This is a genomic window from Rickettsia endosymbiont of Ixodes scapularis (assembly GCF_000160735.1).
GTDB lineage: Bacteria > Pseudomonadota > Alphaproteobacteria > Rickettsiales > Rickettsiaceae > Rickettsia > Rickettsia tamurae.
Genome location: NZ_CM000770.1, coordinates 699,542 through 724,635 on the forward strand (window position 1 = coordinate 699,542; position 25,094 = coordinate 724,635).

Below are 25,094 nucleotides of genomic sequence, written 5' to 3' on the forward strand. Positions count from 1 at the left end.
ATATGAATTACAGTTTTTTTTATTATGGCTTAAAACTCCACTGGCAATGTAAAAATTAGGATGTTAATGTCATGACTAGCAAAACTTATCTATTAATGGAAATATCACTTAATTAATATGAATAATAATTGTGCTAATCAAAGATTATATTGGTCACTCTCTACTCCCCTAAAATATATGGCCTTAAGCTTAGATGAGTGGTTAGTTATCTTACTTGGTATAGTACCTGGGATAGTGTTACTGAATAGCGGACATGCTAAGCTTGGGATGATATGCATTATAGCTGGAGTTGTACTTTGTTATGCATTTAAGAAGTTTAAAAAATTATCGGAATATTTTGTACTTAAGAGTTATTTAGTCGCTAAGAAATGGCTATATGCTCCTACTTCTTATCCTAATTTACTTGGTAAAAAGGTAGGTAAGTAATGGATCATTTATTTAAGCAAAGCGGGGTTCAGCAGCTAGTTAAATATAATAAGAGATTATTGCTTATTACATTGCTGCTTGCAGTTACGAGTCTTCTTGGGATGATTAAAACAATTAGCACGGAAGAAAAATGGTTATTAATTCCAGCAATAGAGCCAGATCGTCGGATGATAGTATCATCCAAAAGCTATCATGAGACTTATCTTAAAGAATGGGCAGTGTTTGTAATGAAGGAATTATTTACTACTTCGCCTGAGGAAGTAGAGAGGCAAATAGCAGATATGAAGGTGGTGTCTAGTAATACAGAGCAGCTGGATAAATTTTTTAAGGAACATTTAGATTTTGTTAAGGGCTCTGGAATTTGCTCAGTATTTTTTCCTAAAAAGGTAAAAGTCATTGAGGATGGAGTATTAATTAATGGAACATTTCGTTATTGGTTTTCTGAGAATAAGCATATAGCAACTGATAAAACTTATTTGTTAACCTATAAGCGAGGAGCAAATCATTTATTATTACTTACAGGAATTAAAGAAGAAGAGGTAAATAAGTAATGAAAAGTTTGAAGTCAGAGTTACAAATCTTAGTAGTGTTTATTGGAATAATGCTTGCAAGCTTTAGTAGTAATGCTTATGGGATAAGCTATATGTTACATGCTGATTCTTTGTTAGAGCTGCAAATAGCTAAAGATGCTCCAACTAGAATTAACATAGAAGGAGAAAAGATCAATGATATTTTTATTCATCCTCAAATCGCCGCAGAAGTAGCAGTGCATAATTCAGGTTGTTTATTTATTTTGCCACAGCAAGATAGCAGTAAACTGTATCTCACTCTAATTGGAGAAAATGGTACGGTCCAAGATTTAATGTTGAATTTTACTAAAATCAAACCAACACCAATTAGACTTATTAAGTTTGGTTTAGAACAAGAAGTAATAAAGTTAACTAATAACAAAGAAGAGAAGCATCATGAATGTAAAAAACAAAGATGTAATAGAAAAAGAAAATAAAAAACAGTGTTTAAGAATAATATATCCTTTATTGCCGGTATTATTAATTTTTTGTGTAAATGTGATACTATCTGAAGTAGCTTTAGGAGAAACATTAGAAGGACAGTTAGACCGCATTGGTGGACTCTCTACCGGTAAACTGAAAACTATCGGGATATCAGGAGCAACGATTTTGTCATCAATCTGGGCAGTGGTCAGGGGTAATTTAAGGCTTGCTGGAGCAATCGTTGCTATTGGTATTATTTTAGGGTTTTATTTAGAGTGGGTCTCTAGTGGTATGAAAATCAGTTAGATAATTAGGATATTGATTAAAAGCAATGGATCAAGAGTTCAATAAGCAGGAAGAATTACAAAGTACAGTAGAGGATCATAAATTACCATCTACATTTAGTAAAAGATTATCAGAACTCATAGAGATAATTAAAAACAGACCATTAGTAACTTTAGCTTGCATAGGCGTGATAATGGTTTTGGTATTTTATGAATTTGCCGAAAATGAGGTCAAAACTTCCCGAGGTTTACAAGAAGATAGACAATCAAGGGAAATATCAGGGATAGAGCAGGCAATAGATCCAAGGGCTAAATGGACTGCAGAAATATTAAATGAAGTCAAAAACATGCAGAATCATTTGGAAAAGCTAATAGAGAATAAATATTTAGAAACTAAAACTAAAATTGATGATTTTAGTCAAAAGTTAGAATCATTAGAGAAGCCTCTTAAAGAAACTATATTATATGATGGCAATGATTTTAATAATGATCAAAAGATAGAAGATTTATTAGATAATAACTTTGAGCAAAGCATTGCTGCTGCTCCTACTGCTCCAGTAAAAAGATTACTTGGTTACGTAAAAAGAGCTGATGTGGAACTCAAAAAAGATTTTAAAGATTATATTACTACTGGTAGCTTTGCACGGGGGGTGCTGCTTACTGGTGTGGTGGTTGGAACTGGCACTAATAATGCAGCTTCGCCTGAGCCCATAATGATAAGGCTTGTTGATACAGCTATTTTTTCTAAAGGCTATAAAACGGAGCAAATCAAAGAAGCAATTTTAATTGGTTCTTGCAGCGGGGATATATCATCGGAGCGGGCTAAATGCCGGTTAGAGACGGTATCTTTACTAAATAGTAATGGAGAGATCATTGAAAAACCGGTAGAAGGATGGTTAATAGGAGAAGATGGTAGACCTGGAATTAAAGGGATAGTTGTTGATAGATCATCAGATGTAGCAAGGATGGCGGTGCTTAACGGCGTACTTGGCGGGATAGCACAATTTTTTCAGAACCAGGCAAGCAATGGCATATTTCCGGTGTCACCGATTACCGGTCAGCAAAATGCCTTAAAAGCTGCTGACTCTCTTAAAGCCGGTGTTTATTCCGGTACCGGTAATGCTTTAGAAAAGCTTGCTGATTTTGCAATTAAACGAGCAGAAAGTATGAGTCCGGTAATTGTTGTCACTTCAGGTAGAGTAATAGATGTTGTATTTAGAAAAGGTTTTAATTTAAGAGAGAATAAAGAAGCTGCTAAAGTAGATAGAGTACTACCACCAACTACTACTGATTATTCGCAAAAGGAAGCAAATTATAGTAATTATCAAAATTATGCCGGGAATAAAGTGACAAGTTTTACTAAGGCAAAAACTAAATTGCAAGAACGTTTTACTCGGGATAATGATGATTATGAGATGACGGATATTGATTTGCAGTCAGAACAACAACATCCGGGTAATTTTTAATGAATAATAAAATAATTAATCTGCTTTTGTTATCGATGTTAAGCTTTAGCGTTGCTAATTGTAAGTTGATGCCATATAGAAGCGATTTTGATTGCCCGCTGCCCCAAGGACTAAAATGTAAAGCTTTATATGAAGTAAATAAAATGGCTGATCAGAATATGTTTAATCCAAATAATAATAATGACAAGCCTAATTTTAAATCGATATGCTCTACTAGATGCTTTGGAAGGTATAATAATGATATCAGGAATTGATAAAGATTTTGCTCGGGAAAGACTAGCTAAACATTTTGTTTATGAATCATATGATGAGGAGAGTAGCTTGTTTTTTAATAGAGCTTCAGTAGGATTTGTCCTGCTTGGCTGGCCACTGGTTGGGACAAGCTTGCAAGCTCAAGGAGAGATAGCTGAATTTTTAAAAAGTGATGAGAATTTACCGGCAGGAAGTAGTTTTCAAATATTGATGATTGGCTCTGATCATATAAGAGAATATCTAGATAACTGGCAATTACATAGAAAAGGGACAATTTTTGCTGAGCTTAGTAGTAGAAGAACAAAATTTTTAGAGCAAAAAGCAAAGGCAGAGGGGAATATCAAAGATGTCGTGTTATTAATTTCCGTAACTATTCCGACGCTGACGATTGATATTAATGAGATGATACGAAGAAGAGAAGTATTGCAAGATACATTTAAATCAATTGGGCTTGCTACTTACAATGTTGAGGCAACATTGCTATTAAAATTTGTCCGTTTAATATTTGGTTGGAGGGAAGAAGAACATCCTGAACTTAATCCTTATGAAATATTATCTGAGCAGATTTTACCTGGTAATTTTTCTTTATATGAAAAGGAAGATTATGTAAGTCTTAATGATAATCAAATATTTATAAGCTTAGAGGCAGGAAAAAGACCGGCAGAGTGGCTTTTATCAGCCATGGATTTGTTTTTAGGTAATGAGCTAAGACGAGATGAATATATTAGATCAAATTTTCTGATTCATTTTGGTTTGCAAATAGTGCCTAATCAAGTGATAGCAAAAACAGCAGCAATTACTAAAAGAGAAGCTTTAGAGAGAAATATTAATGCTGGGATGGGTAAATTCTTTCCTAACTTAGCTAGTGAAGCACAAGATTTAGCAGGAGCAGTAGCGTGCTTGCAAAGTGGCGATAGAGTAGTAAATATCCACTTAAATGTCATTATGTGGGATAAGAAGAACAAAGCCAAAGGGGCAGCATCACAGTTTTGCTCACAGCTTCGTCGAAGTGGTTGGTATTTTGTCCCTTGTAAATATGATCATTTAGCGGTGGTACTTGCTAGTTTACCGATGCAGTTAGTTGAAGCAGCACCTAATTCTTTAGTGGGTAAATTTAATAGATTCAATAACATATTTAATAAAAAGACTCGGGGAGTTGGCATAGCATTATCAAATCTTGGTAGAGGCATAAAAACTATTGCTTCAGAAAGTAAGGTGTTACTTCCTATTATTGGTGAATGGAAAGGGGATTTAAGCTCTCCTGGAATGCTGCTTACTGGTAGAAGAGGACAGATAATGTATTGGTCTCCCTTTGGCTCAGCATTAATTGGCTCAAATTTATATAGCACAGCTGCAACTCCAAATGAAAATTTTAATCTTTGTATAGCAGGAGTGCCAGGCTCTGGTAAGTCAGTGTTTATGCAAGAACTAATGCTATCGGTCTTAGGCACTGGCGGCAAAGTGTTTGTTCTTGATTATGGTAGATCATTTAAAAGAACCTGTTTGCTACTGGGCGGTAATTATATTGAATTTGATGTAAAAAATCCTATTTCTATTAATCCATTTTCAGAAATTCCAGCAGACGGCAGCGAAGGCTCAATTGAAGCACAGGCAGATTTTTTAGCAAGTTTTCCATCGATTCTAGCAACTATGGCAGCTCCTCAGTATGGCACTAATGATTTACAGCAACCAATGCTACAAAAAGCCTTAATAGCTGTTTGGCAAGCAAAAGGAGCAAGAGCTGAGATAACTGACATAGCAGATTGGTTGCTTAAAAGAGAAGAGTCTTACTCGCAAGAACTTGGTAATATGCTATTTCCATTTACCCGTGATGGGCAATATGGCAAGTTTTTTAGTGGTAAGGCAAAATTATCCTTAAGCTCAGATATAGTAGTAATTGAAACTGATCATCTTCGCAGTAACCAGGCACTACTTGCAGTAATTGTACAAATCATGATTGTTCATATTAACCAAGCAATGGTTAAAGGTGATAGGAAGCGTCCCTTTCTAATCATGATTGATGAAGCATGGAAATTACTATCTGGCAAGAGATCTGGAGAATTTATTGAAGAAGCAGGAAGAATAGCTAGAAAATACAACGGCTCAATWACCCTTGCTACTCAGCAATTAACTGATTACTTTAGRGAAGCAGGATCWGCTGCTGAAAAAGCTTTTGAGAACTCATCACATAAAGTTATTYTTAAGCAAAATCCTGAGAGCTTTAAAGCAATGAGAGCAAACCCCAAACTTGCAGGTTTTGTCGATGAGGACTGGAAGCTAAATTTACTACAATCAATTCATTCAAACCCGCCGCATTATAGTGAAGCAGCGATTTATGGACCAAGTGTTAACGGAGTTGTAGCAAGGTTAATGTTAGACCCATTTACTCTGATGCTAACATCTACTAATGCTAGGGATTACCAAGCCATAGAAGATAGAATGATCGCAGGAATGAGCGTTACAGATGCCATCAATAATATACTGGATGAGAGAGTTTTTTTTGTCAATACCGGCTGAAAAATGATACAGATTTCTAATATTACAATGGTTGAAAATTAATACAGCACACACTATGCTATGTTGAATAATTAATTGCTTAATATTGAGATATTATTACAGTTATTCCTTATCAAAATATACTTTTATAGGGGTTAAAATCATCTTGGAGCAACATAGCATAAATTTTGAATGATAATACTGTATCAATTTTTATCCGTTGTTCTGTATCATTTTACTTCCGTTGCTAACAGCTTAAAAACGTGGCAAAATATGACAGGGTATTTAGATCTAAAAATTATTATTATAAGTTCCTTTGTTTTATTTGTTATTATGTTGAAGGTAAGTTATGTAAATGCACACAATAATAATTTGGCTATAAGCATAGATAATAATTCTAAAATAGAAATTAGAGATTATGAAGTCCAAGGTCATGTATTTCCAATTATTGAAGAGTCATTACTAGAGGTCATTATGGCTAAACTTCAAATAGCAAAACAAAATGGCGTTTTAGAGAAAATGCAGGAAGAATTTAAAAATAAGGTACAGCAAAAAATATCAAGACCAACTCCGGTATTGGCTCTAGCAAAAGCAAGCATAAACCGAAATTGGCACTATGATCCGAGCTTTATACAAAAGACAGATGTAAAAGATCAAGCAGGAAACATCATAGTAAAAGTTGGCACAAATGTAAATCCTTTGGAGAAAATAAGCTGGGGAGAAGCTTTAATATTTATTGATGGTGATGATGAGCAGCAAGTTAAGTGGGCTAAATCAAAAATAGGAAAATTAGTACTCACGAGTGGCAATCCTATTAAGCTAGCACAAAAGTTAAATAAGCCAGTGTTTTTTGATCAAGGTGGCGTGCTTACTACTCGTTTTAAAATAAAAGCAGTACCGGCTATTGCCCGGCAGGAAGGTAAATTACTTAAAATTAGCGAAATCAAGATTAATTAAAATGTTATAGTATTTAAGTAAAAATTAAGGTGTGAATAAAAACTGATAAAATCCGGAGGTAATCTATGAAGAAGTGGCAATTATCAGAAGCAAAGCAAAATTTAGAAAAGATAATAGATCATGTATTACAAGGTAAGGTGCATGCAATAGTAAAATCTAGTGGAGAAGTAGTATATCTAATCGCAGGTGAGAAAAATAATATGATAGCAGAGCAAGCAAAGGTAGGTTGTCAAGCAAATACAGATTTAATAACTTCTGAAATATACAAGTAATAATGAAGTTAATAATGTTTATTATAATTATTTTGCTTGGTAATTATAGTTATGCATCGATTGGCTGCGTAGGAAGATTTGTAAATCCAATAACTGATATTTGCTGGAAATGTTTATTTCCAATTACTATCGGAGGAGTAAAAGTAGTGCCAAGCCCTATGGCTGATACTAATAACCCAAGGCAAATAATTTGTTTTTGCCCTAAAGCCGGCATTCCTATGCCAATTCCTGGTATTCCAATTGGATTCTGGGAGCCCGTGCGGTTAGTTGATGTAACGAAATCTCCTATGTGTATGGTAAGCCTTGGTGGTATTAACCTTGGTACTAGCATGCAAAAAGGAGTTAAGGATGATATAGAGGGAAGTAGCTTTTATCATGTACATTGGTATATATATCCGGTTATTTACTGGCTTGAGATATTACTTGATTTTGCTTGTTTAGAGATGTCACAAGTTGACGTAGCATATTTAACTGAATTTGATCTGTTATGGGGAGATGATGCTAAATCTGCAATATTAAATCCTGAGAGTTTATTATTTGGCAATATTGCAGCTCAAAGTGCATGTATAGCTGATTGCATGAGCTCTAGTTCTGGTAGTCTTTCTAATGATGGGATGTTTTGGTGTTCAGGCTGTCAAGGTTCTCTTTATCCCTTTACCGGTACAACTAGCTCTTATAATGGCGGAGTTGGAACTTCTGCATTAATAGTAGCTAAATTTATGGCTAAGTTACATAGAGAATTATTACTCTGGGGCTATATGGGAAGAGAAGGATTATGTGGTAAATATCCAATGCCAATAATCAAAAAGTGCCAATATAGACTGCAGATGACTTATCCTATAACGGAAATTCATTCTTGTAAAAAGATTGGTGAGACTGAAACTACCTGGCAGGGTGCACGCGAATTCCCAGTTAAAGGTGAGGATTTTGGTTATTTGATTTGGCGTAAACGCAGTTGCTGTCTCTTTTGATTTTATAATGATGATGTAGAAGCTAAATTTACAAATATAGAGATATGCAATTTAACTTAAAGGCAATAATTTTAACTTGTTTACTAATATTAGGTGGAACAAGTTCTTTGGCACAACCAGAAGTATTATTACATAATATACTACAACCTAAATTAGAGCCTAACACATATAATAATATCTATATTTTTGTTTCATTTTCAATGCCTGATTCAGCATTAAAGAGTTATTATATTGAAGCAGAACAAGAAGGAGCAAGACTTGTAATGCGAGGTCTAAAAAATAATTCTTTTTTAGAAACTAAAGCAAAAGCTAATGAAATTGGTATTAGCTTTGATATTGATCCAAATCTATTTGAGAAATATCAAATTACTTCTGTACCGATAGTAGTGATAGATAATAACCAAGGCAAAGTTAAAAAACTAGCAGGTCATATAGGATTAAATGATGCATTGCAGATAATGCAAGAGGAACAAATGTGAGACAAAGTATTAATATTATTATGTTAGTTACTTTAGTGATGAATGCGATCAGTTCTTACTCTGCTACTATGGAGGATAGTTATAATAGTGCCAGACAGTATGAACACAGTATTAAGCTTGGTAATCCTGATCAAATAGGCAATAAGATAATATTTGATAAAGAGGTAAATATATCAAATTTAAGTAAAATGAATGATCAAGACTTAACAAATCAAGGTAGTGTTATGTTAAATAACTCTGCACAAGGGCAATTACTGCAACAAAGTGAGCTGAAGAAAATAAATGCAATGCAAGAATATGACCTTAATCCTAACAATCCCGTAATTAGTAATTCAGCTAAGATTGAGGCAGAGCCATTAAGGCATACAGAAGGGACTGCACTTAATGTTAGTGAAAAAGTAATTAAAACCAAAATTAATAAGAGTTGCTGTGAAGGGGTAGAATTTGAAATAGATGTTATCAGGAATCTTATACTAGATGCTGAATTAATAGATAAATGGGGTGATTGGCAAGATAAAGCAATAGCATTTTCAGGTCTTGAGATAAGTAACAGTTATCGTCACTGGCTTTATCCTGTCTTTTGGAAAAAGAAAAGACGTTTAGGTAAGCGTAAAACAATATACAGCATGCATATGCATAATAATCAGATCATAATGGAAGAAGTGAGAGCAGCTATTGTTGCTAAGTTAAATACTTCCCTTGATCATATTGATACATATATCGGCATTTCTCCTCAAGGAGAAGGAGCATTAACTGAAGCCTGGGATGGTGATATAGTAAAATGGGATAGATATGTTTTTACTTATAAATATCGTGATAAGATTAAAGTATTTAGAGAAAAAGGTGAGTACTTCCAAATAGTAAATGAGCTTTCAGAAGCTTTAGTTGAGGAAAATGAATGCCATGAAATAAATCGCATATGTCTTGAAGCTGGTAATAAGTTGTTTTTTAATCAATATAATGTTAATCGTCCATGCTGGAGCGAGCAAATTAAATATCAATGTAGTAGTGAGCCAAAATATGGGTGTGATCATTTAAAGAAGCAAGGTTGTGAACTTGCAAGGAGCAATTGCATTAGGCAAGCTGCTAGTATCTGTTTGCAATGGCACAAAGATTACATATGCTCTAATGAGAAAAAAGAGCTTAGCTCCTCTATAGCAGGATCACAAATGTTTTGTTTAGGAGGGAATCGTCATACTGCAACTATTGTGCCAAATACTGATATGGGGAGTGTTGGGTATCTTGCAATGTTAAATGAAATGAAAAAAGATATGCAGACAAATCCGATTTCAGTATTTAAAGGTCATGCCAACAGTTGCCGCAAAACAAATATTGGCAATTTTCTTAATTGTTGCTCTGGATTCAAAGGTTGGGGTAAGGATTTAGGGCTGAGCCAGTGTAATGCAGAAGAAAAAGCCTTAGCCTTAAAAAGGGCAAAAGGTCAGTGCTACTATGTTGGGACATATTGTGCTAAGAAAGATAAAATATTTAAGACATGTATTACTAAAAAATCTACTTATTGTTGTTTTTATTCAAAACTTGCAAGAGTATTTCAAGAGCAAGGCAAAAAACAATTAGCTATTAGTTTTGGCACAGGGCAGCAGGCTAATTGTCGTGGGTTTACAGTAGAAGAGTTACAAAGAATAGATTTTTCTAAATTTGATTTAGAGGAGCTATTTAGTGATTTACTTGATCATGCTAAAAGTAAAATGCATAAGAGCTTTCCACAGCAACTAAAAAACCAGATGCCTATAATGCAACAACAAAAATTTAATAATAATCATACTGATTCAAATTTATCCTATTAAAATGATGAAGTGGCTAGTAAACACGATAACTAAATCATCACTAGCCATTACATCACTAGTAATTATTTTATTGTTACTAATCAATGATTGGTCAAATCACGCATTTGCTGGTACTATAGACTTAAATGCTAATAGTATAAATAAAATGATAGGATTAGATTTAGCAAGCAACAATGAAGTAAAAGATAGCACTCAACCAAAAGGTTTTCTTTGGTATAATGAGGATCATGCTTACAAGCCAGAAATATTAAAATTTTCTCAAGATCAAAAAAAGCAAGAGCCAGAACTTGAGCTTTATGATCAAAGGATAGAAGCTTTAAAGAAGGAATTTAATAGAGCTAAGCGTAAAGCCTTAGATGATCCTACTCTTGAAAATGTCATTATTGCTCAAAGGTTACACAAACAAATTTTAGAAAAATCATATAAATTTGCTACTATGTGGCAGCTTGCTACCTTACTTGATTATAGTCTTACAAACGAGAATATACCTGCAAATTCATTGCATAAAAAATTATACGAGATAAGACAAGATAAAGACAGCAGCCAAAAACTAAGATTTTTAGCTAAGAATTGGGGATTAATTCTGCAAGTAAATCAAGGATGTAATTACTGCCAGGCATTTATCCCTATTGTAAGAGAATTTGCAGATAAATATGGCTTTCAATTAATTTTTGTAAGTAATAGTGAAACTAGATTTCAAGGGATACCAACCATTAAAGATACTGGTTTGTTACAAACACTAAATCCTGCAAAGCTTGTACCGGTATTATATTTAATCGATAGCAGCGGCATACAAATATATCCAGTTGCAAGAGGAATTATTAGTGAAGATAAAATTGCTGAAAATATTTTATTGGTAATTCAGCACTATAATAGACTAAAGGTTAATGATTATGATCAGTAACAATAAGTTTAGAAGAGTAATCTACATAAAGCATGTGATGCATATTCTCATGATAATTTTATTGTTACAAACAACAACAACTTATGCTTGGGATTTACAGGATGTATTTCAAGGCATGAGCGTTAATGTCACTAAACCTGGTTCATATCAATCCCAAGCTGCCGGCTATTATTATGCAGCAGGAGGGTTATCTATTAGAACTAATAAAACATCTTTTAATCCGATTTCTATTACCCCTCCCTCGTTAAACATGAGCTGTAGTGGTATAGATTCTTATCTTGGTAGTTTTTCGATTATTTCAGGTGAAGAGCTAGTTCAGCTAATGAAAAATATTGGTACGCAAGCAAAAGCTTATGCATTTTCATTGGGTCTTAAAACTTTTGCTCCACAAATAGAAAATGCCTTAAAAGATTTAAGAAATCTTGCTATGGAAATGAATCAATTTGCTAAGGGCGATTGTGAAATGACTAAAGCTATTTTCGCTTCCATTTTGCCTAAAGATTCAGCCATGAGAGAATCAGTTTGCAGAGATTTACAATCCAGCTCTGGCTTTGATTATTTTGCTGCCGGCAAAAAATGTCGTAGTGATTTAGAGCAGAAACAAGCTTTAGCGAATATCCAAAATCAAGATCCAGAATTAATGCTGACAAATTATAATATTTTTATCAAGGCAGCAGAAAAAGCAGGAATCCCTGAAAATATGAGAAGTGCCATCATGTCCATGACTGGAACTATAATAGTTCGAGATAATAATGTATATTTCCTTGAGTCACTTGCTCAAGATGAAAAGAGCTGGATTGCTCATTTAAAAGGCGGAGAATCTGCCTCAATTTATACTTGTGATAATAGTAATTGTTTAAACCCAGATCTAAGACGTAATATTACTATTGTTCTAGATCAATCATATCAAGGCAAGGCTAAAACAAAACTAGATGAATTAAAGAGCAAACTTACAAGTAATAACGAGTTTAGTAATGCAGACATATCTTTCCTATCTTCAATAGGGGAAGCATTTCCAATATATGATTATATTACTTTAGAAGCAATATCAGGAGTTACTATTTTAGATAGTTCTTCAGAATTAGTTGCTAGTTACAGTTTACTGCAGCATTTAAAGGAAGTAACCTCAGAGGTAAGAAAAGCAGTTACTATGCTCAAATCAAAGCAAGTAGCAGATCATCATTTAACCGCTTACTTAAAAGCTTTAGATAGAGTGCAACTTTTTGCTCAAGAAAAATGGAGTAATATGCTAACAAGTAGTGATCAGATTGATAGAAGAGCAAGATTAATAGAACAACATTTAATCGCTAAAGAGAGGGCTTAAGTATAAATTAAAATTAGATGAGCAAGCAGATAAGCAGGTACAAAAATAAGCAAAGAAGATAAAAATATAAAAAGAACATGACAGATTACGTAATACATACATTTGGTGGAGGAGATATATTATGGCAAGTTTTTAATGGCATAGGAAGAGTCTTTGCCTCAAATAGTGAGTATTTTACACCAGTAGGTAAATTTGCTTTGACAATTGGTGGAATTTGGGCAGCAACTCGTGCTATTTTTAGAGGTAATATTGGTATTTTTGCTATGGAATGGTTTTTTCCATCCTTATTTATTTTTATCTTTTTATTTGCTCCAAAAGCAAATGTGTGGCTTAAAGATGAAATATCAATGCAGGCTCCTGTAAAAATTGATAATATCCCAGTAGGTATTGCTTTTTTTGCTTCTATATCATCAAAAATAAGTTACTCTTTATCAGAGACGCTCGAAAAGCATTTACTTCCACCTGATGAAGGGTTATCAAGCAGGAAGAATGGGATTATGTTTGGAGCAAAAGCTATTGGTAAAATCAAGGACATTCAAATAGAGGATCCGGTAACTTTGACCAATACAAAAGAATTTTTAAGACAATGTTTTATGAAACCTTATATAATTGGTAATATTTTAGGTAAAAAAGCAGAAGCACAAAGAGCAAGTGACATCATTGCTTTTATCGAACAAAATATGCCCAATAATTTTGGTATTTATTATAAGGATCCAAGTAATTCTGCTATTTCTTTTAAAACCTGCAGGCAAGTAACTCCCTTGATTAAGGCAGCTATTAATAAAGAATTAAATGATAGGTTATTAACTAAATTTGCAAATGGTATAGGCATTAGCTCTGATAGGCAAGAGATATTATCTAGCAGATTAAAAACTATGACCTCTGATACTCTAAAATATCTTAAAAAAGAACAAACAGATATTCATCAGTGGATGAGACAAGCAATGCTACTTAATGCTAATCGTGAAGCTTATGATGATTTAAGAGAAAAATTCTCACTTTCTAGAATATATCCTCAATTAGTTAGTATGAATGCGACCCGCGGGTTATTTCAGCAATCCTTTTCTTACCTGATTGCAGGAGAGATGGCAGCAAATATCATGCCTATCTTACAATCAGTATTTTTTGCTTTGGTAATTTGTCTCATTTTCGTAGTATTTCCAATGTCAATGTTGCCCGGTGGTTATACTATCTTTAAAACTTGGATAACATTAATCATTTGGGTAACCAGCTGGCCAGTATTTTTTACTGTGATTCATTGTTTAGGGATGATTAGCCTAGCTGGTAAAGGCACAAGTCACTTTACTGGTTTAAATATCTTATCGCAAGGGAGTTTTTCAGAAATTCTGTTGCATGAGTTTGCAACATTTCAGATGTTAGCAGCTTCAGTTCCGATGTTATCCTGGGCAGTATTAAAGGCTTGTGCTCATGCAACTACTACTTTGGCCAATCAATTTTCTCCAGTACCGGTTGCAAGTAATATTGGTGCTAATATTGCTGATAATAACCTTGCTATGGATAATTATAGCATCGGTAATCGAACAATTGCCCAGCAAAATCTTACCCCAACTTTACAATTGGCAGGAGGAATTATTGATGATGGAGGAATGAGAGTAACCAGTACTGATAGTGGTAGACAAGTACTGACTCAAGCAGTAGACTCACTTGTTAATAACTACCGCTCTTCTAAATTATTACAGGATAGTTATCAATCTCAGTTTATGAGCTCACAAAGTTATCTTGACTCATTAAATGATAGATATAGTAATTTAACTACTACAGGTAATTCTATGGCAACTGAGATAGGAAAAAGATTAAGCTATGAAGAAGCAAAATCTATAGGTATTACTGATAGCCAGTATCTAGCCTTGCAGCAGATGAATTCAGATAGCATCGCTGCTACTGATCATACTGGTAGCAGTAATAGAAAGGGAACTAGTACTAGTGCAAATATAGGTTTAAATGTACCTAGCATAGGAGGAGTAACAGTTCGAGCAGATAATGATCAAGGAAAAGAACGAGGAAAATCAGTAAATCAACAGCAATCATATAATGAAGCATTATCTAAGATTAAAAGTGCTACTAAAGATGGCAGATTAGGTCATACAAATAGTGATCTGCAATCACTTAGTAATAATCTTAATAGTAACTTCTCTGAGCAACAATCTGTAGGGCAAGAAATAACTAGAACTAAACAAAATATCGAGCAATTAAGCTATAACATGAACTATATAGCACAAAATTCTGCCTCTATTGATCGTAATTTAAATGAATCAGTATTAAATAGCATAATTGCCAAAAATATTCCTGGAGTAAGTAGCAAAGAGCAGGCTGCTATGTGGGCAAGTACTCACCAACAAGAAGCCGAACAAATCGCTTTAGATATAGCTAAAATCAATAATATTATACCGCAAGACTTAAGTTCTGTAAGTAGCATCAATATTCCATCTAAAGAAAACTTGCGATCAAGTTTTGATAAAAATACTAAACAGTTGAATGACCAAGCTGCTATTAGTAATATTGATGATAGAAGAAATGATGTTTATGATAAAAATGTAGAACAAATGCTAATTCAGAGTATAGATAATAATGAAATAGAAAAAGTAAAGATTCTTGAGCAGTTATCTGATAAAGTAAAAGATAAGAAGGCACAAATTGAAGATGAATTTAATAAAACTCCTGAATCAACGATTGTCAGAACTGGCCAGCAAATAGCAGATAATCTTGAAATAAGTAGCAAAGCGATCAAGAAAAGAAATATTAAATTACCAGGCCATAAAAATGAAAATAATTGAGAAAAAATTTATGCAAAACATCGAAAAATTAGCATTCATATTTATCTTATCATTAATATTTTTCAGTAGTGCTTTTGCAGAAAACTTGATCAATCCTACTAATGCAAAACAACAACAAATCGAGCAACAAAGCAAAATTCAGGATTCAAATATTTTAGCTGAAGAATATTTAAATATTGGTAAATCTTTTTATAAATTAGGAAAATATCAAGAAGCAATAAAAAATTTTGATTTAGCTATTAAATATAAACCTGACTACGAAGATGCTTATAACTATAAAGGAATGGTCTTAGCTAAGTTAGGAAAATATCAAGAAGCAATACAATATTATAATTTAGCAATCAAATATGGTTCTAGTTTTACAGAAGCCTATAATAATAAAGGTAATTCTTTAAATAAATTAGGTAGATATCAAGAAGCAATAAAAAATTTTGATCTTGCACTAAAATATAATTTGCATTTTGCGGTAGCATATAATAATAAAGGTAATTCTTTAAGTAATTTAGGAAAGCATCAAGAAGCAATAGAAAATTGTGATCTTGCCTTAAAATATAACCCAAGATATCCAGAAGCATATTATAATAAAGGAATATCCTTAATGTCTTTATGGCAACATCAAGAAGCAATAAAAAATTTTGATTTAGCTATTAAATATAAATCAGATTATGCAGATGCTTATAACAACAAGGGTGCAGCTTTAATAAACTTAGGAAAATATCAAGAAGCAATTGAAACCTGTGATATAGCTATAAAATATCAGCCCCATTGTGTAGAAGCATACTATAACAAGGCTATCTCTTTAAACATATTAAAAAAATATCATGAAGCAATAGAGAATTGTGATTTAGCAATCAAATATGATCCTACTTATACAGCATCATACTTAGAAAAAGGAATAGCTCTTAGAAAATTAGGTAAATATCAAGAAGCAATTAATAGCTATGATCTAGCTATTAAGTATAAATCTGATTATGCTGAAAGTTACTTAGAAAAAGGAATTACATTGATTAGCATGGGAAAAGAAAAAGAAGCTAAAGTAAATTTTCACTTAGCTCTTAAATATAAACCTAATCTTATGACAGAATATACAGAAATAATTAAAGCTTTAAGAAAACTAGGTAATGATCTTATGGCTGACGAGTTTGAAGAAAAATTAAAGATAATGCAAGATAATTTGTAATTTGATGCAACAAAATCAAAATAATTTTACTCGTGGTTCACAGATTTTTGCTCATCAGATGAGAATGCTTGGGCAAGGCAGTATTAATGCTTTAACTATTGGATTAATATTTACTGTAGTTTGGCTAATGTGGCGTACATATCAGAAATTGTCCTTAGTAAGCTTATATTATTTTATCATAGAGCGATACGCACAATTAAAACTTGCCATAGGAGAGTATTTTTACCCTATAAGCCAAATAGGTATTAAATTCTATTATTTAGAACAAAAAGCTTGGGTTTATCGTAATGCTGAAGAATTTGTGCATAAATTTTGGCATGTTACACCGCATTCGCATAATATCAATCAATTTGGGCAATTCTTATTGCATTCAGCTTGGCCAGAAGGTATTATTGTTTTTACTATTAGCATGTTTACTGCCATCATCTTTTTTATGTATCGAGGTAAAAAAGCTGTTATACAAGATAAGATCAGGGGAGCAGATTTGGTGGAAGCAAAAACTTTAGCGAGAATGCTTCATAAAAACAAACAAGCTGCTAATATTTGTTTTTCTGGATTGCCATTAGTTAAAAATAGCGAAAGGAGGCATATTCTTATTACCGGTACTACTGGTAGTGGTAAAACTAATATGTTAAATGAGCTATTACCTCAGATTAGAAAAGAGCAAGGTAGAGCAATTATTGTTGATTTAACAGGTAGCTTTACTGATCGATTTTTTGATCCCAAATGTGATAAGCTACTTAATCCTTTGCAAGAGAATACAGAGCATTGGTTGCCTTGGAATGATTGTCATGAAATTTGGGATTATAATGATATGGCAAGTAACTTTAGTAACTATAATCCCAAATTAGATGATTTTTTTGCTAAAAGTGCTGAGTTGGTACTCGCTGAAGGATTAAGATTATATCAGGATAGTAAAGACATCAAAAAGCTAATAAATACTATTCTTTATGCAAATAATAAAGAATTTGCAAAAAGTTTTAAAAATAGTGCAGTATCTGGTATAATTAGCAGTAGTGCCCCTGAGACTTCTTCAGGTATTCAAGCAACTGTTAGTAAAAATATTGAAGTGTTGCAACATTTAAAGCCTAAAGGTGAGTTTAGTATTAGAAAGTGGTTTACTGCGGACAAAGGTTGGTTATTTATAACTAGTACTCCTAATCAAAGAGTAATGCTTCGACCACTTATTGCTGCATGGATTAGCATAGCGATAAAAGCATTAATGAATAGGAACATCAATAATACTCATAGTAATATGTGGTTTGTGATTGATGAGCTGCCAGCTTTACAAAAGATATCTTCACTCCCTATAGCTTTGGCTGAAAGCAGGAAATATGGTGGCTGCGTTGTTGCAGGTATGCAAAACATTCATCAATTAGAGGAGATATATGGTTCTGCTGGAACAGCTTCAATGCTTGATTTATTTGGTAGCAAATTTATTTTTCGGGTAAGTGATCAACAAACAGCACATAAATCAGCTTTAATGCTTGGTGAGCAAGAAATTATTGAAACTCAAGAGAATCTCTCTTATGGTGCTAACTCCATGCGTGATGGAGTAAATATGCATAGCTTAGAGAAAAGAAAATTATTAGTAATGCCATCTGAAATTATGAATCTAGAAGATCTTACCTGTTATGTAAAACTTGCGGGTAACATCCCAATTACTAAATTACAAATGAATTTACAAACTTGATTTAAATGCAAAAATATAGAAACCATTTTAATGGTATTTTTAAAAGATTTCAATTGTTTGATAGGGGATTACCTTATAAAGAAAAATCCTACTATAATGCCCCTTTAAATCGCTAATTTAGTCCGTCCGCCAAAACTCTACAGACCTTATAGATACTAGGTTTTAAGGCAAAAAGTAATAGTAAAATCCATAAGAAAATGAAAGGTTTTATATCAAAAGCTTATGGAAATACAAAAAAATGGCAACGAGAAAATTGAGTACGTTTTGGGACATAGTGTGTTTTTTGATACAAAAATTTAAAATTAGCCCTCAAAATCATAGTAATTTGCTCTAAAATTGCCCTGTTTTTGGAAATTAGTGCCACAAGTGATATTTTTTTGAGTTTTGGCGGACGGACTAATTTAGTATACGAGTTTTAGAGGTAAGCTGTGTATAAAAAACTTTTTTGTCATTTCAGAATTTTTTATAAATTATTTTTCAAACAGCAGAGTAAATTTTACAAGAAATATGTTTACTCTAAAGAACTAATAAAAGCTTCATCAAGACCGGTTACACTAGAAATTAAAGAAACATTACAACCTTGAGTTAACATTTTCTTTGCTACCTCTACTGCTTTATTATATTCCCCTTCAGCTTTACCTTCAGCTTTACCTTCAGCTTTTCCAATTTGGATACCTTCAGCTTTTCCAATTTGGATACCTTTAGCTTCACCAATTTGGATACCTTTAGCCTCACCAACTTGTAAGCCTTCAAGAATACCTATTTCTTTCCCTTCTTGTTGCCAATGCTCTGCTAAACTTCTCATAAGCCTTGTTCCTATTTCTGGATTCAACTTTGTTGATAATAAATTCTCTAGCTTTATTTTATCAGCTTGCTCTATCTTTGTCAAAGTATAATATAATATCATTTCTAGATAATCATAACCTATCGTTATTTTGGTTAATTCCGGCAATATATCTGATATTTCTTGCCATCTTTTTAATAATTCCCTCTCATGTATATGCTTGAGAAAAAATTCTAATATTCCCGACCATATTCTTTGTTTAAACTCTTCATCTGGTATTTCATGGACATTCACTAATTGGTAATCATTAATCCATAATTCTCTTGCTAATTTGTTATTGGCAAATAAATCCCACAAATTCCTTGCAACATTATATTTCTCCTGACCATTGAAAAATATCATCGGGTATACCAACGGTAAAGTCTTAGCTTTAGGATTTTGTATTAAATATCGCTCACAAATATTAATCATATATTTAAAAAGCCTAAAAGCCATAAAATGATCTGCTTTTGATTGATGTTCGACAAGCAAAAATAAGTAGCCGTCTTGTTTATCAAATTTGCATGAGAATAAAACATCAGAGATAGAATCTTTTAAAGAACTTTCTACAAATGTGGTGTTCTCCATTGCTAAACTAGGAAAATCTATTAAACTTTTAATATTTGGGGGCAAATGTGCATTAAAGAACTCATGGGCAACTAGAGGATTCTCAAGTGCCTTACGAAATATCTTATCATGCTTAGCTTTCTTCTTATCCTTATCTGGATCACCAAGCAGGTTTCCTTGTTCACTCATATATTTACATTTTTTGAATTGGTAAAATATTATTACACTACACTCTAAACTCTTATTCCTTGATTTAGCTTGATCTCAGATACTTGCTTTACCGCACTTCTTATTTCTTTACCTATTTCTGAGCTTGGACTTACATATTGCATTACTTGTTTATCTCTTCCTATGGCATTTAAGTAATCTTCAGGGACTAGATGGCTTTTGCCTTGAAAATCATATACTACTATATCAGAAAATTTCTTATCACCAAGATTATAATTAGGATTAAATTTATTCTTCATAATTTGTAAATCTTTCTGTATCTTCTGCTCTATTGCTGCTATGCAAATCTTGTTACTGTAGAGCAGACAAGAATCTATACCTTTTTCTCTGTAGATTTGTATTGCGGTATTGATATTCTCTGCTGTGCCAAACTTTGCTAAAGCTTGTATTTGCTGTTGCTGCAAATTATTTAGTCCGTTATTATCGTTATTTACCATTTTTGAAAATAGTAATTCTATAGACTGAAATTGTGATTTTCTATCATCACTTGCTTTTAAGGATGATTTAAGTTCAGCTACATTGCTAGCTACTGTTAATTTTGCTATTTCAGGCTCTAGAAGATTTCTAATAGATTCTGCTCCTTGAGATTTTAGCACATCATTAAAATCTCCTGTCTCGAGTGGTCGTATTATTGCTACTGCTGCTCCTTTGCTAATTAATTCGTCCTGAGCCTTAATTATGGTACGAACTGATACTGCGTCTTTGCCGTCATTATCGGCAGCAATTATTATTCTCTCTCCTTTGATAGGCTCATAGTTCCTGATGTTATTTACACCTAAACTACAAAGAATTTTGCCTTTAATACCAGCTTCCCCAATGCTTAAAGCCGTCTCTACCCCTTCTGCTATAATCGTTATATTACTAACTGAATTATTGCCATCTTTACTGCTTTGTACATTCCTGCTTTGTACGTTCTGCTGTTCGTTATTTTTATTAATTTCAACAAAAGAACCTCTGATTCTACCAAATGAACRTTTATTAACTTCTATACTCGCTTTTGCCCCTGTTTCTTTATTTAAATAAATAGCTTGACCTCCGGTAATATTGCCATCTTTATTTCTTACAAAAGCAATTAATGCAGGATAATATTGTTTGCTATTACTGTCCCAYATCATATTGGTTCTAAGATCATTACTTAGTTGGTATCTTGTTAATACTTCTTTAATTCCACGATGTTCTGATAAATATCTTTTTGCTACATTATTTGGCATAACATATTTTATAGAATCTGATTTTTCATATAATCCTATAGCTCTCTTAATTTTTGCTATTTCAGCATATTGCTCTGTTTGAGTTTTAATTTGTTGATTTTTGTCTGCTGCTAAATTTGCTGCTAGATCTTTACCTCCGTTGGTTGACATACCAACCATATCTTGTAAATATTTCTTAGCTTCTACAAAATCACAATTTTTTTCTCTTTGTACTAAGGTAAATAGATCTCCTCCCTCGCCTTTACTAAAATCATACCATCTGCCGGCTTTACTGCCATGTATCTTCATCACTATTTTGCCATCTTTCTCCCAGCGGAGTAACTGGCTATTTGATAAATGCTTATTTGGACTACCTAGTAAATTTCTTCCTATTTCTTCTGCTTTAAATGATAATCTTTGCTTTAATTCTACAGCTTCTTGTTTATTAACAGAATTATAATCTATTTTTTTCTTGACCATAATATCCTCTTGTAACTTAACACTTATTGTTGTATCTTGTTTATTACAATTCGTAAGGTTATAAGAAGAGCTTTTTTGCTCTTCTTGGGCTTTATGGCTTGTGGCAAAATTTGAGCTAGTGCTTCTTAGGATTTCTAGTACTTTAGCCGGTGGCTCTGACTTTACTTTTGGTTGGTAATAGTTATCATTACTATGTAATCTATCCTTAATATCTTCTACTATCCCTTTAAACCAATTACCTACTTTATCTATAATATTAGGACTCTTATTTTCTTGATCTTGAATCGCTACTAATTCTTCTAAAGTTTTAAAGTTAATGCTAGATAGCCTATTATCTATTTTACTAAGTTGTGATATTAAACTTGCTATATTTCTTGTACTGTCCTTATTATAGTAGAGTTTTACCTCTTCTATATGTCTAGTCATGGCTACATAAGAATTTCTGCTATTTCCTGCTAAATTATGTAATACATAGACATTTTTAATTGAGGCTCCTTGTGCTTTATACACTGTAGAAGCATAGCCATGTTTAAAGCTTACATCTTGAGGATTAAATTCTATTTCTTTCCCGCTATCTGTTTTAGCAATAAATTTATCATTACTTACTGAAGTTATCGTTGCAAATTCACCATTTTCTATTTGTAAATCTTTATTTGTACTTTTAAACAAAATACGATCTCCTGCCATATAATCTTCATGCTTTTCAGATGATAGATAACGTCTATATTCTTTACCGGTAAGTAAGCCTCTAGCTTTTAGTAACTCCCTGATGCCTTGATTAATACTATCTACTTCAGCATTACGCATGGTAATTATTAAACGCTCATTTAGAGCAAATTTGCTGTTGCTCCAATCATTAATTAATCTTGCCATTGATTCTTCTAGCGTATGATCAATCTTTAAACCATCATGTTGTGCAAGTAAACGCAAGCCACCAGTAATATCTGATCTTGCAAAGCATGAAGCCATTTCTCTTGCCCATGCTTTACTCTGTCTTCTAATTCTACTTAACTCATATGAGCCAAATTTACTAGCCAATACTGCAAACATTCCTCCTCGCTCAACGGAAGTGAGTTGTCTCTCATCTCCAGCCAGTATTAGATTACAATTGTTACTCCTTGCTACTTTTAGTAATTCTAAATAATCACTATTACCTACCATCCCTGCTTCATCTACTACTAGCAGGCTATTTCTTGGTAGATCAGCTTTGCCATTATATAATTTAAATAAAAATCCTTTTACTGTATAACATTGCCGGTAACCTTTACTTTTAAGCTCTGATGCTGCTTTATGAGTAGGACTAAGCCCTATAATATTTTGCCCATGATTAGTGGCAATTTTATAAGCCTGCACAAGTACTTGTGACTTACCGGTACCGGCTCTACCTTGTAAAATCCTAATCCCTTGATTATTAATTAAAATATGCTGTAGACTTTCTCTTTGTGCTTCATTAACACTTGCAAGATTATCGATAGCACTTTTAAGCTTAATAATATTATTAAAATGAATCTGGTTATTTACCTTATATGCTATTCTAAGTAACCTTAATTCTTCATCCCTTATGTCTTTAGTAGTATAGTATTTAGTATCCGTGCCATCTTCATTATATAGTTTTACCAGCCTATCTGAATTTAATACCTCCCTTATTAGTTTTGACTTTTCTACTTCTTCTGGAATCTCTTTTATTGCTTTTTCTATATCCAATTTAGTAAAAATAGCTTGATGACGAATAATACGATTTAACACTCCATCACTATTTTTAATAATTTCCAGATGAGCTAATTTACATATTTTATTTTGCTCAGCTATTTCATTGATAATACTTCGCATTCTAGTAGGACCAACATGCTGCTGAGGCATAAAACTTATCGGGTCTACTTGGATTTCTAAACCTAACTTAGCAAAATATTTATTGATTACTTCTTTAACTCTCTTATGTATTATTTCCTCCTCTGGGATAATGAATGCTTTGCCCTTAACTTTGGCAAATTTAGGATTTAAATCTACTGCCTTAGCTCCTAAAGATTTACCATCTTCTGTGAATCTTCTGGTAGTAACAAGCAAATGGGCATGCCAATTCTTATCTCCATCATGTGGCTGATGAATATCAATTTGAACTCCTAGACCATTCTTTACCCACCCCATCTCTTCGATTATTTCATGAGTAATGGCTATCCTATCATTTAAATCTAGCTCTTTATCATCAGGCAGTGCTATAACTATATCTTTTAATAATTGACTATTTTTTCTTGTCTCTAGACGTTCTACTTCATTCATCAAGACCCTTGGGTCTTTAAATCTTTTATCTACATAATTAGGCAATAATACTGCATGGTAAACATTATMGCCTTTTTTGCTAAAATTATAAGTAACGTTAGTTCTCTCATCTTTAATAATCAGCCTGGCATTATAGGCAGCTTTCAGGCAAGCATTTCCTCCTGAACTCCTACTCACTATTTCTATTCTTGCAAACTGTATTGCCATGATTCTTCTTATGATTATTACAATCCTGCATTACATTAGCATGAATGTTTTTCATCATCCATTGAATCAGCACAAATAAGCAAATAATAAACCTTCAGGTTTATATATTGCGTTAACCTCGCTCTAAAGAGCTTTGTTAAACCAAAACTTACGCTATGTTTGATATAATGCCCATGAATTAAGGGATATTATGAAGTGCTTCACTATAAAACATTGCTGTGTAATAAGAGTTTTTAGCATATTTGCTATAACATAGCGTAAGTTTTGAAACCTTTGTTGCTTACGTTCCTTAACTAAATATTTGTCTTTATTGATCTTAGTTTTGCTGGTTCGGTTAGGTATGGGGATTATCTTGATCTTGAATGGCTTTTTTATTCCATCACTAATCTTAGACTATGCAATCTTAGAGTTGTATCCAACATTAGTCTGTTTTAGAAAAAAATTTGTAGAATTTCTGTAGCACTTATAATTATGAAGTTGACTTCCACAATTTATTGATGATTCATGATGATTATAACAATAAAAAATGAAAACTATCTATATGGATAATGTCATAAAACGTAGATTGAAATTAGAACAAAAAAAAACTCAAATTATTACTGAAGAAGCAAGACTTAAAATTCAAGAAAGAAAAGCTCGTACTCGTCGTTTAATTGAAATCGGCGGCTTAGTTGTTAAAGCTAAACTTGATGATTTACCCACTAACAGTTTACTAGGAGCTTTTGTTTCTTTAAAAGAAAAATTAATACAAAATCCTAATATCCAAGATCACTGGACTAAAATCGGCAAAAATATTTTTGATCAAAAATTAAATAATTAACGTCCATTATCTTAATGGGACTGTTGAAAAAGTTTTAAGTAATTTAAATACATTATAGTAAAATAAATTAAAAGTTATACTATATATGCTTATTTATCAAAACTACAGTGGTTTATACAAACAAAATGACTACAAAAATACTTTTTCAACAGTTCGCTGATATTAATACACATAACACTTTCAGGAGTTTCGCATTTAGCAAA

Annotated in this window: 20 protein-coding genes; 18 read left to right on the forward strand and 2 right to left on the reverse strand. The window is 32.8% G+C overall.

Going from position 1 to position 25,094, the window contains the following annotated elements; all coding sequences use genetic code 11:
- Positions 1–117 precede the first annotated feature (117 nt).
- From REIS_RS03635 to REIS_RS03715, 17 genes are all read left to right on the forward strand, one after another.
- Complete coding sequence (locus tag REIS_RS03635; RefSeq protein ID WP_008579908.1) at positions 118–426, forward strand: hypothetical protein; 309 nt, start codon at positions 118–120, stop codon at positions 424–426.
- A complete protein-coding gene (locus REIS_RS03640; protein WP_008579909.1) occupies positions 426–977 on the forward strand; it encodes a TraE/TraK family type IV conjugative transfer system protein in 552 nt (183 codons plus the stop codon). Before REIS_RS03635 ends, REIS_RS03640 begins: the two co-directional genes overlap by 1 nt.
- Positions 977–1,432 carry a hypothetical protein gene (locus tag REIS_RS03645; RefSeq protein WP_011477114.1) on the forward strand — a complete coding sequence of 152 codons (456 nt, stop codon included), beginning with the start codon at positions 977–979 and terminating at the stop codon, positions 1,430–1,432. The genes REIS_RS03640 and REIS_RS03645 overlap by 1 nt, the downstream gene beginning before the upstream one ends.
- Positions 1,392–1,724 (forward strand): hypothetical protein, encoded by a 333-nt coding sequence (locus REIS_RS03650; protein ID WP_008579911.1) that lies wholly within the window; start codon positions 1,392–1,394, stop codon positions 1,722–1,724. Before REIS_RS03645 ends, REIS_RS03650 begins: the two co-directional genes overlap by 41 nt.
- A gap of 25 nt (positions 1,725–1,749) precedes the next feature.
- Positions 1,750–3,168, forward strand: coding sequence for a TraB/VirB10 family protein (locus REIS_RS03655; RefSeq protein WP_008579912.1), 1,419 nt, complete (start codon positions 1,750–1,752; stop codon positions 3,166–3,168).
- A complete protein-coding gene (locus REIS_RS03660) occupies positions 3,168–3,422 on the forward strand; it encodes a hypothetical protein (RefSeq protein ID WP_008579913.1) in 255 nt (84 codons plus the stop codon). The genes REIS_RS03655 and REIS_RS03660 overlap by 1 nt, the downstream gene beginning before the upstream one ends.
- Entirely contained in the window at positions 3,406–5,937 is a 2,532-nt protein-coding gene (locus REIS_RS03665; protein WP_008579914.1) for a TraC family protein, read from the forward strand. Before REIS_RS03660 ends, REIS_RS03665 begins: the two co-directional genes overlap by 17 nt.
- A gap of 252 nt (positions 5,938–6,189) precedes the next feature.
- Positions 6,190–6,873: a type-F conjugative transfer system protein TraW gene (gene traW, locus REIS_RS03670; protein WP_037214304.1), complete on the forward strand. Its 684-nt coding sequence runs from the start codon at positions 6,190–6,192 to the stop codon at positions 6,871–6,873.
- A 65-nt stretch (positions 6,874–6,938) separates the two neighbouring features.
- Positions 6,939–7,145: a type II toxin-antitoxin system prevent-host-death family antitoxin gene (locus REIS_RS03675; RefSeq protein ID WP_008579916.1), complete on the forward strand. Its 207-nt coding sequence runs from the start codon at positions 6,939–6,941 to the stop codon at positions 7,143–7,145.
- Positions 7,146–7,147: 2 nt separating this feature from the next.
- Positions 7,148–8,116, forward strand: a complete 969-nt coding sequence (gene traU / locus REIS_RS03680; RefSeq protein ID WP_008579917.1) for a conjugal transfer pilus assembly protein TraU — start codon at positions 7,148–7,150, stop codon at positions 8,114–8,116.
- A 44-nt stretch (positions 8,117–8,160) separates the two neighbouring features.
- Positions 8,161–8,595: a type-F conjugative transfer system pilin assembly protein TrbC gene (gene trbC, locus REIS_RS03685; RefSeq protein WP_008579918.1), complete on the forward strand. Its 435-nt coding sequence runs from the start codon at positions 8,161–8,163 to the stop codon at positions 8,593–8,595.
- Positions 8,596–8,615: 20 nt separating this feature from the next.
- A complete protein-coding gene (gene traN / locus REIS_RS03690) occupies positions 8,616–10,403 on the forward strand; it encodes a conjugal transfer protein TraN (protein WP_008579919.1) in 1,788 nt (595 codons plus the stop codon).
- 1 nt (position 10,404) lies between these two features.
- Positions 10,405–11,307: a conjugal transfer protein TraF gene (locus REIS_RS03695; RefSeq protein ID WP_011477109.1), complete on the forward strand. Its 903-nt coding sequence runs from the start codon at positions 10,405–10,407 to the stop codon at positions 11,305–11,307.
- Positions 11,297–12,631: a conjugal transfer protein TraH gene (locus REIS_RS03700; RefSeq protein ID WP_008579921.1), complete on the forward strand. Its 1,335-nt coding sequence runs from the start codon at positions 11,297–11,299 to the stop codon at positions 12,629–12,631. Before REIS_RS03695 ends, REIS_RS03700 begins: the two co-directional genes overlap by 11 nt.
- 77 nt (positions 12,632–12,708) lie before the next feature.
- On the forward strand, positions 12,709–15,426 hold the full coding sequence (locus REIS_RS03705) for a conjugal transfer protein TraG N-terminal domain-containing protein (protein WP_008579923.1): 2,718 nt from the start codon (positions 12,709–12,711) through the stop codon (positions 15,424–15,426).
- 10 nt (positions 15,427–15,436) lie between these two features.
- Positions 15,437–16,606 carry a tetratricopeptide repeat protein gene (locus REIS_RS03710; protein WP_371256136.1) on the forward strand — a complete coding sequence of 390 codons (1,170 nt, stop codon included), beginning with the start codon at positions 15,437–15,439 and terminating at the stop codon, positions 16,604–16,606.
- A 4-nt stretch (positions 16,607–16,610) separates the two neighbouring features.
- A complete protein-coding gene (locus REIS_RS03715) occupies positions 16,611–18,299 on the forward strand; it encodes a type IV secretion system DNA-binding domain-containing protein (RefSeq protein ID WP_008579926.1) in 1,689 nt (562 codons plus the stop codon).
- Positions 18,300–18,810: 511 nt separating this feature from the next.
- Here REIS_RS03715 and REIS_RS03720 read toward each other — a convergent pair.
- Positions 18,811–19,878 (reverse strand): Rpn family recombination-promoting nuclease/putative transposase, encoded by a 1,068-nt coding sequence (locus tag REIS_RS03720; RefSeq protein ID WP_008579927.1) that lies wholly within the window; start codon positions 19,876–19,878, stop codon positions 18,811–18,813.
- Between the two features lie 44 nt (positions 19,879–19,922).
- Entirely contained in the window at positions 19,923–24,071 is a 4,149-nt protein-coding gene (locus tag REIS_RS03725; RefSeq protein ID WP_008579928.1) for an AAA family ATPase, read from the reverse strand.
- Between the two features lie 541 nt (positions 24,072–24,612).
- On the opposite strand from REIS_RS03725, the gene REIS_RS03730 reads away from it, so the two are divergent.
- Positions 24,613–24,891, forward strand: coding sequence for a conjugal transfer protein TraD (locus REIS_RS03730; protein ID WP_012152049.1), 279 nt, complete (start codon positions 24,613–24,615; stop codon positions 24,889–24,891).
- Positions 24,892–25,094 lie beyond the last annotated feature (203 nt).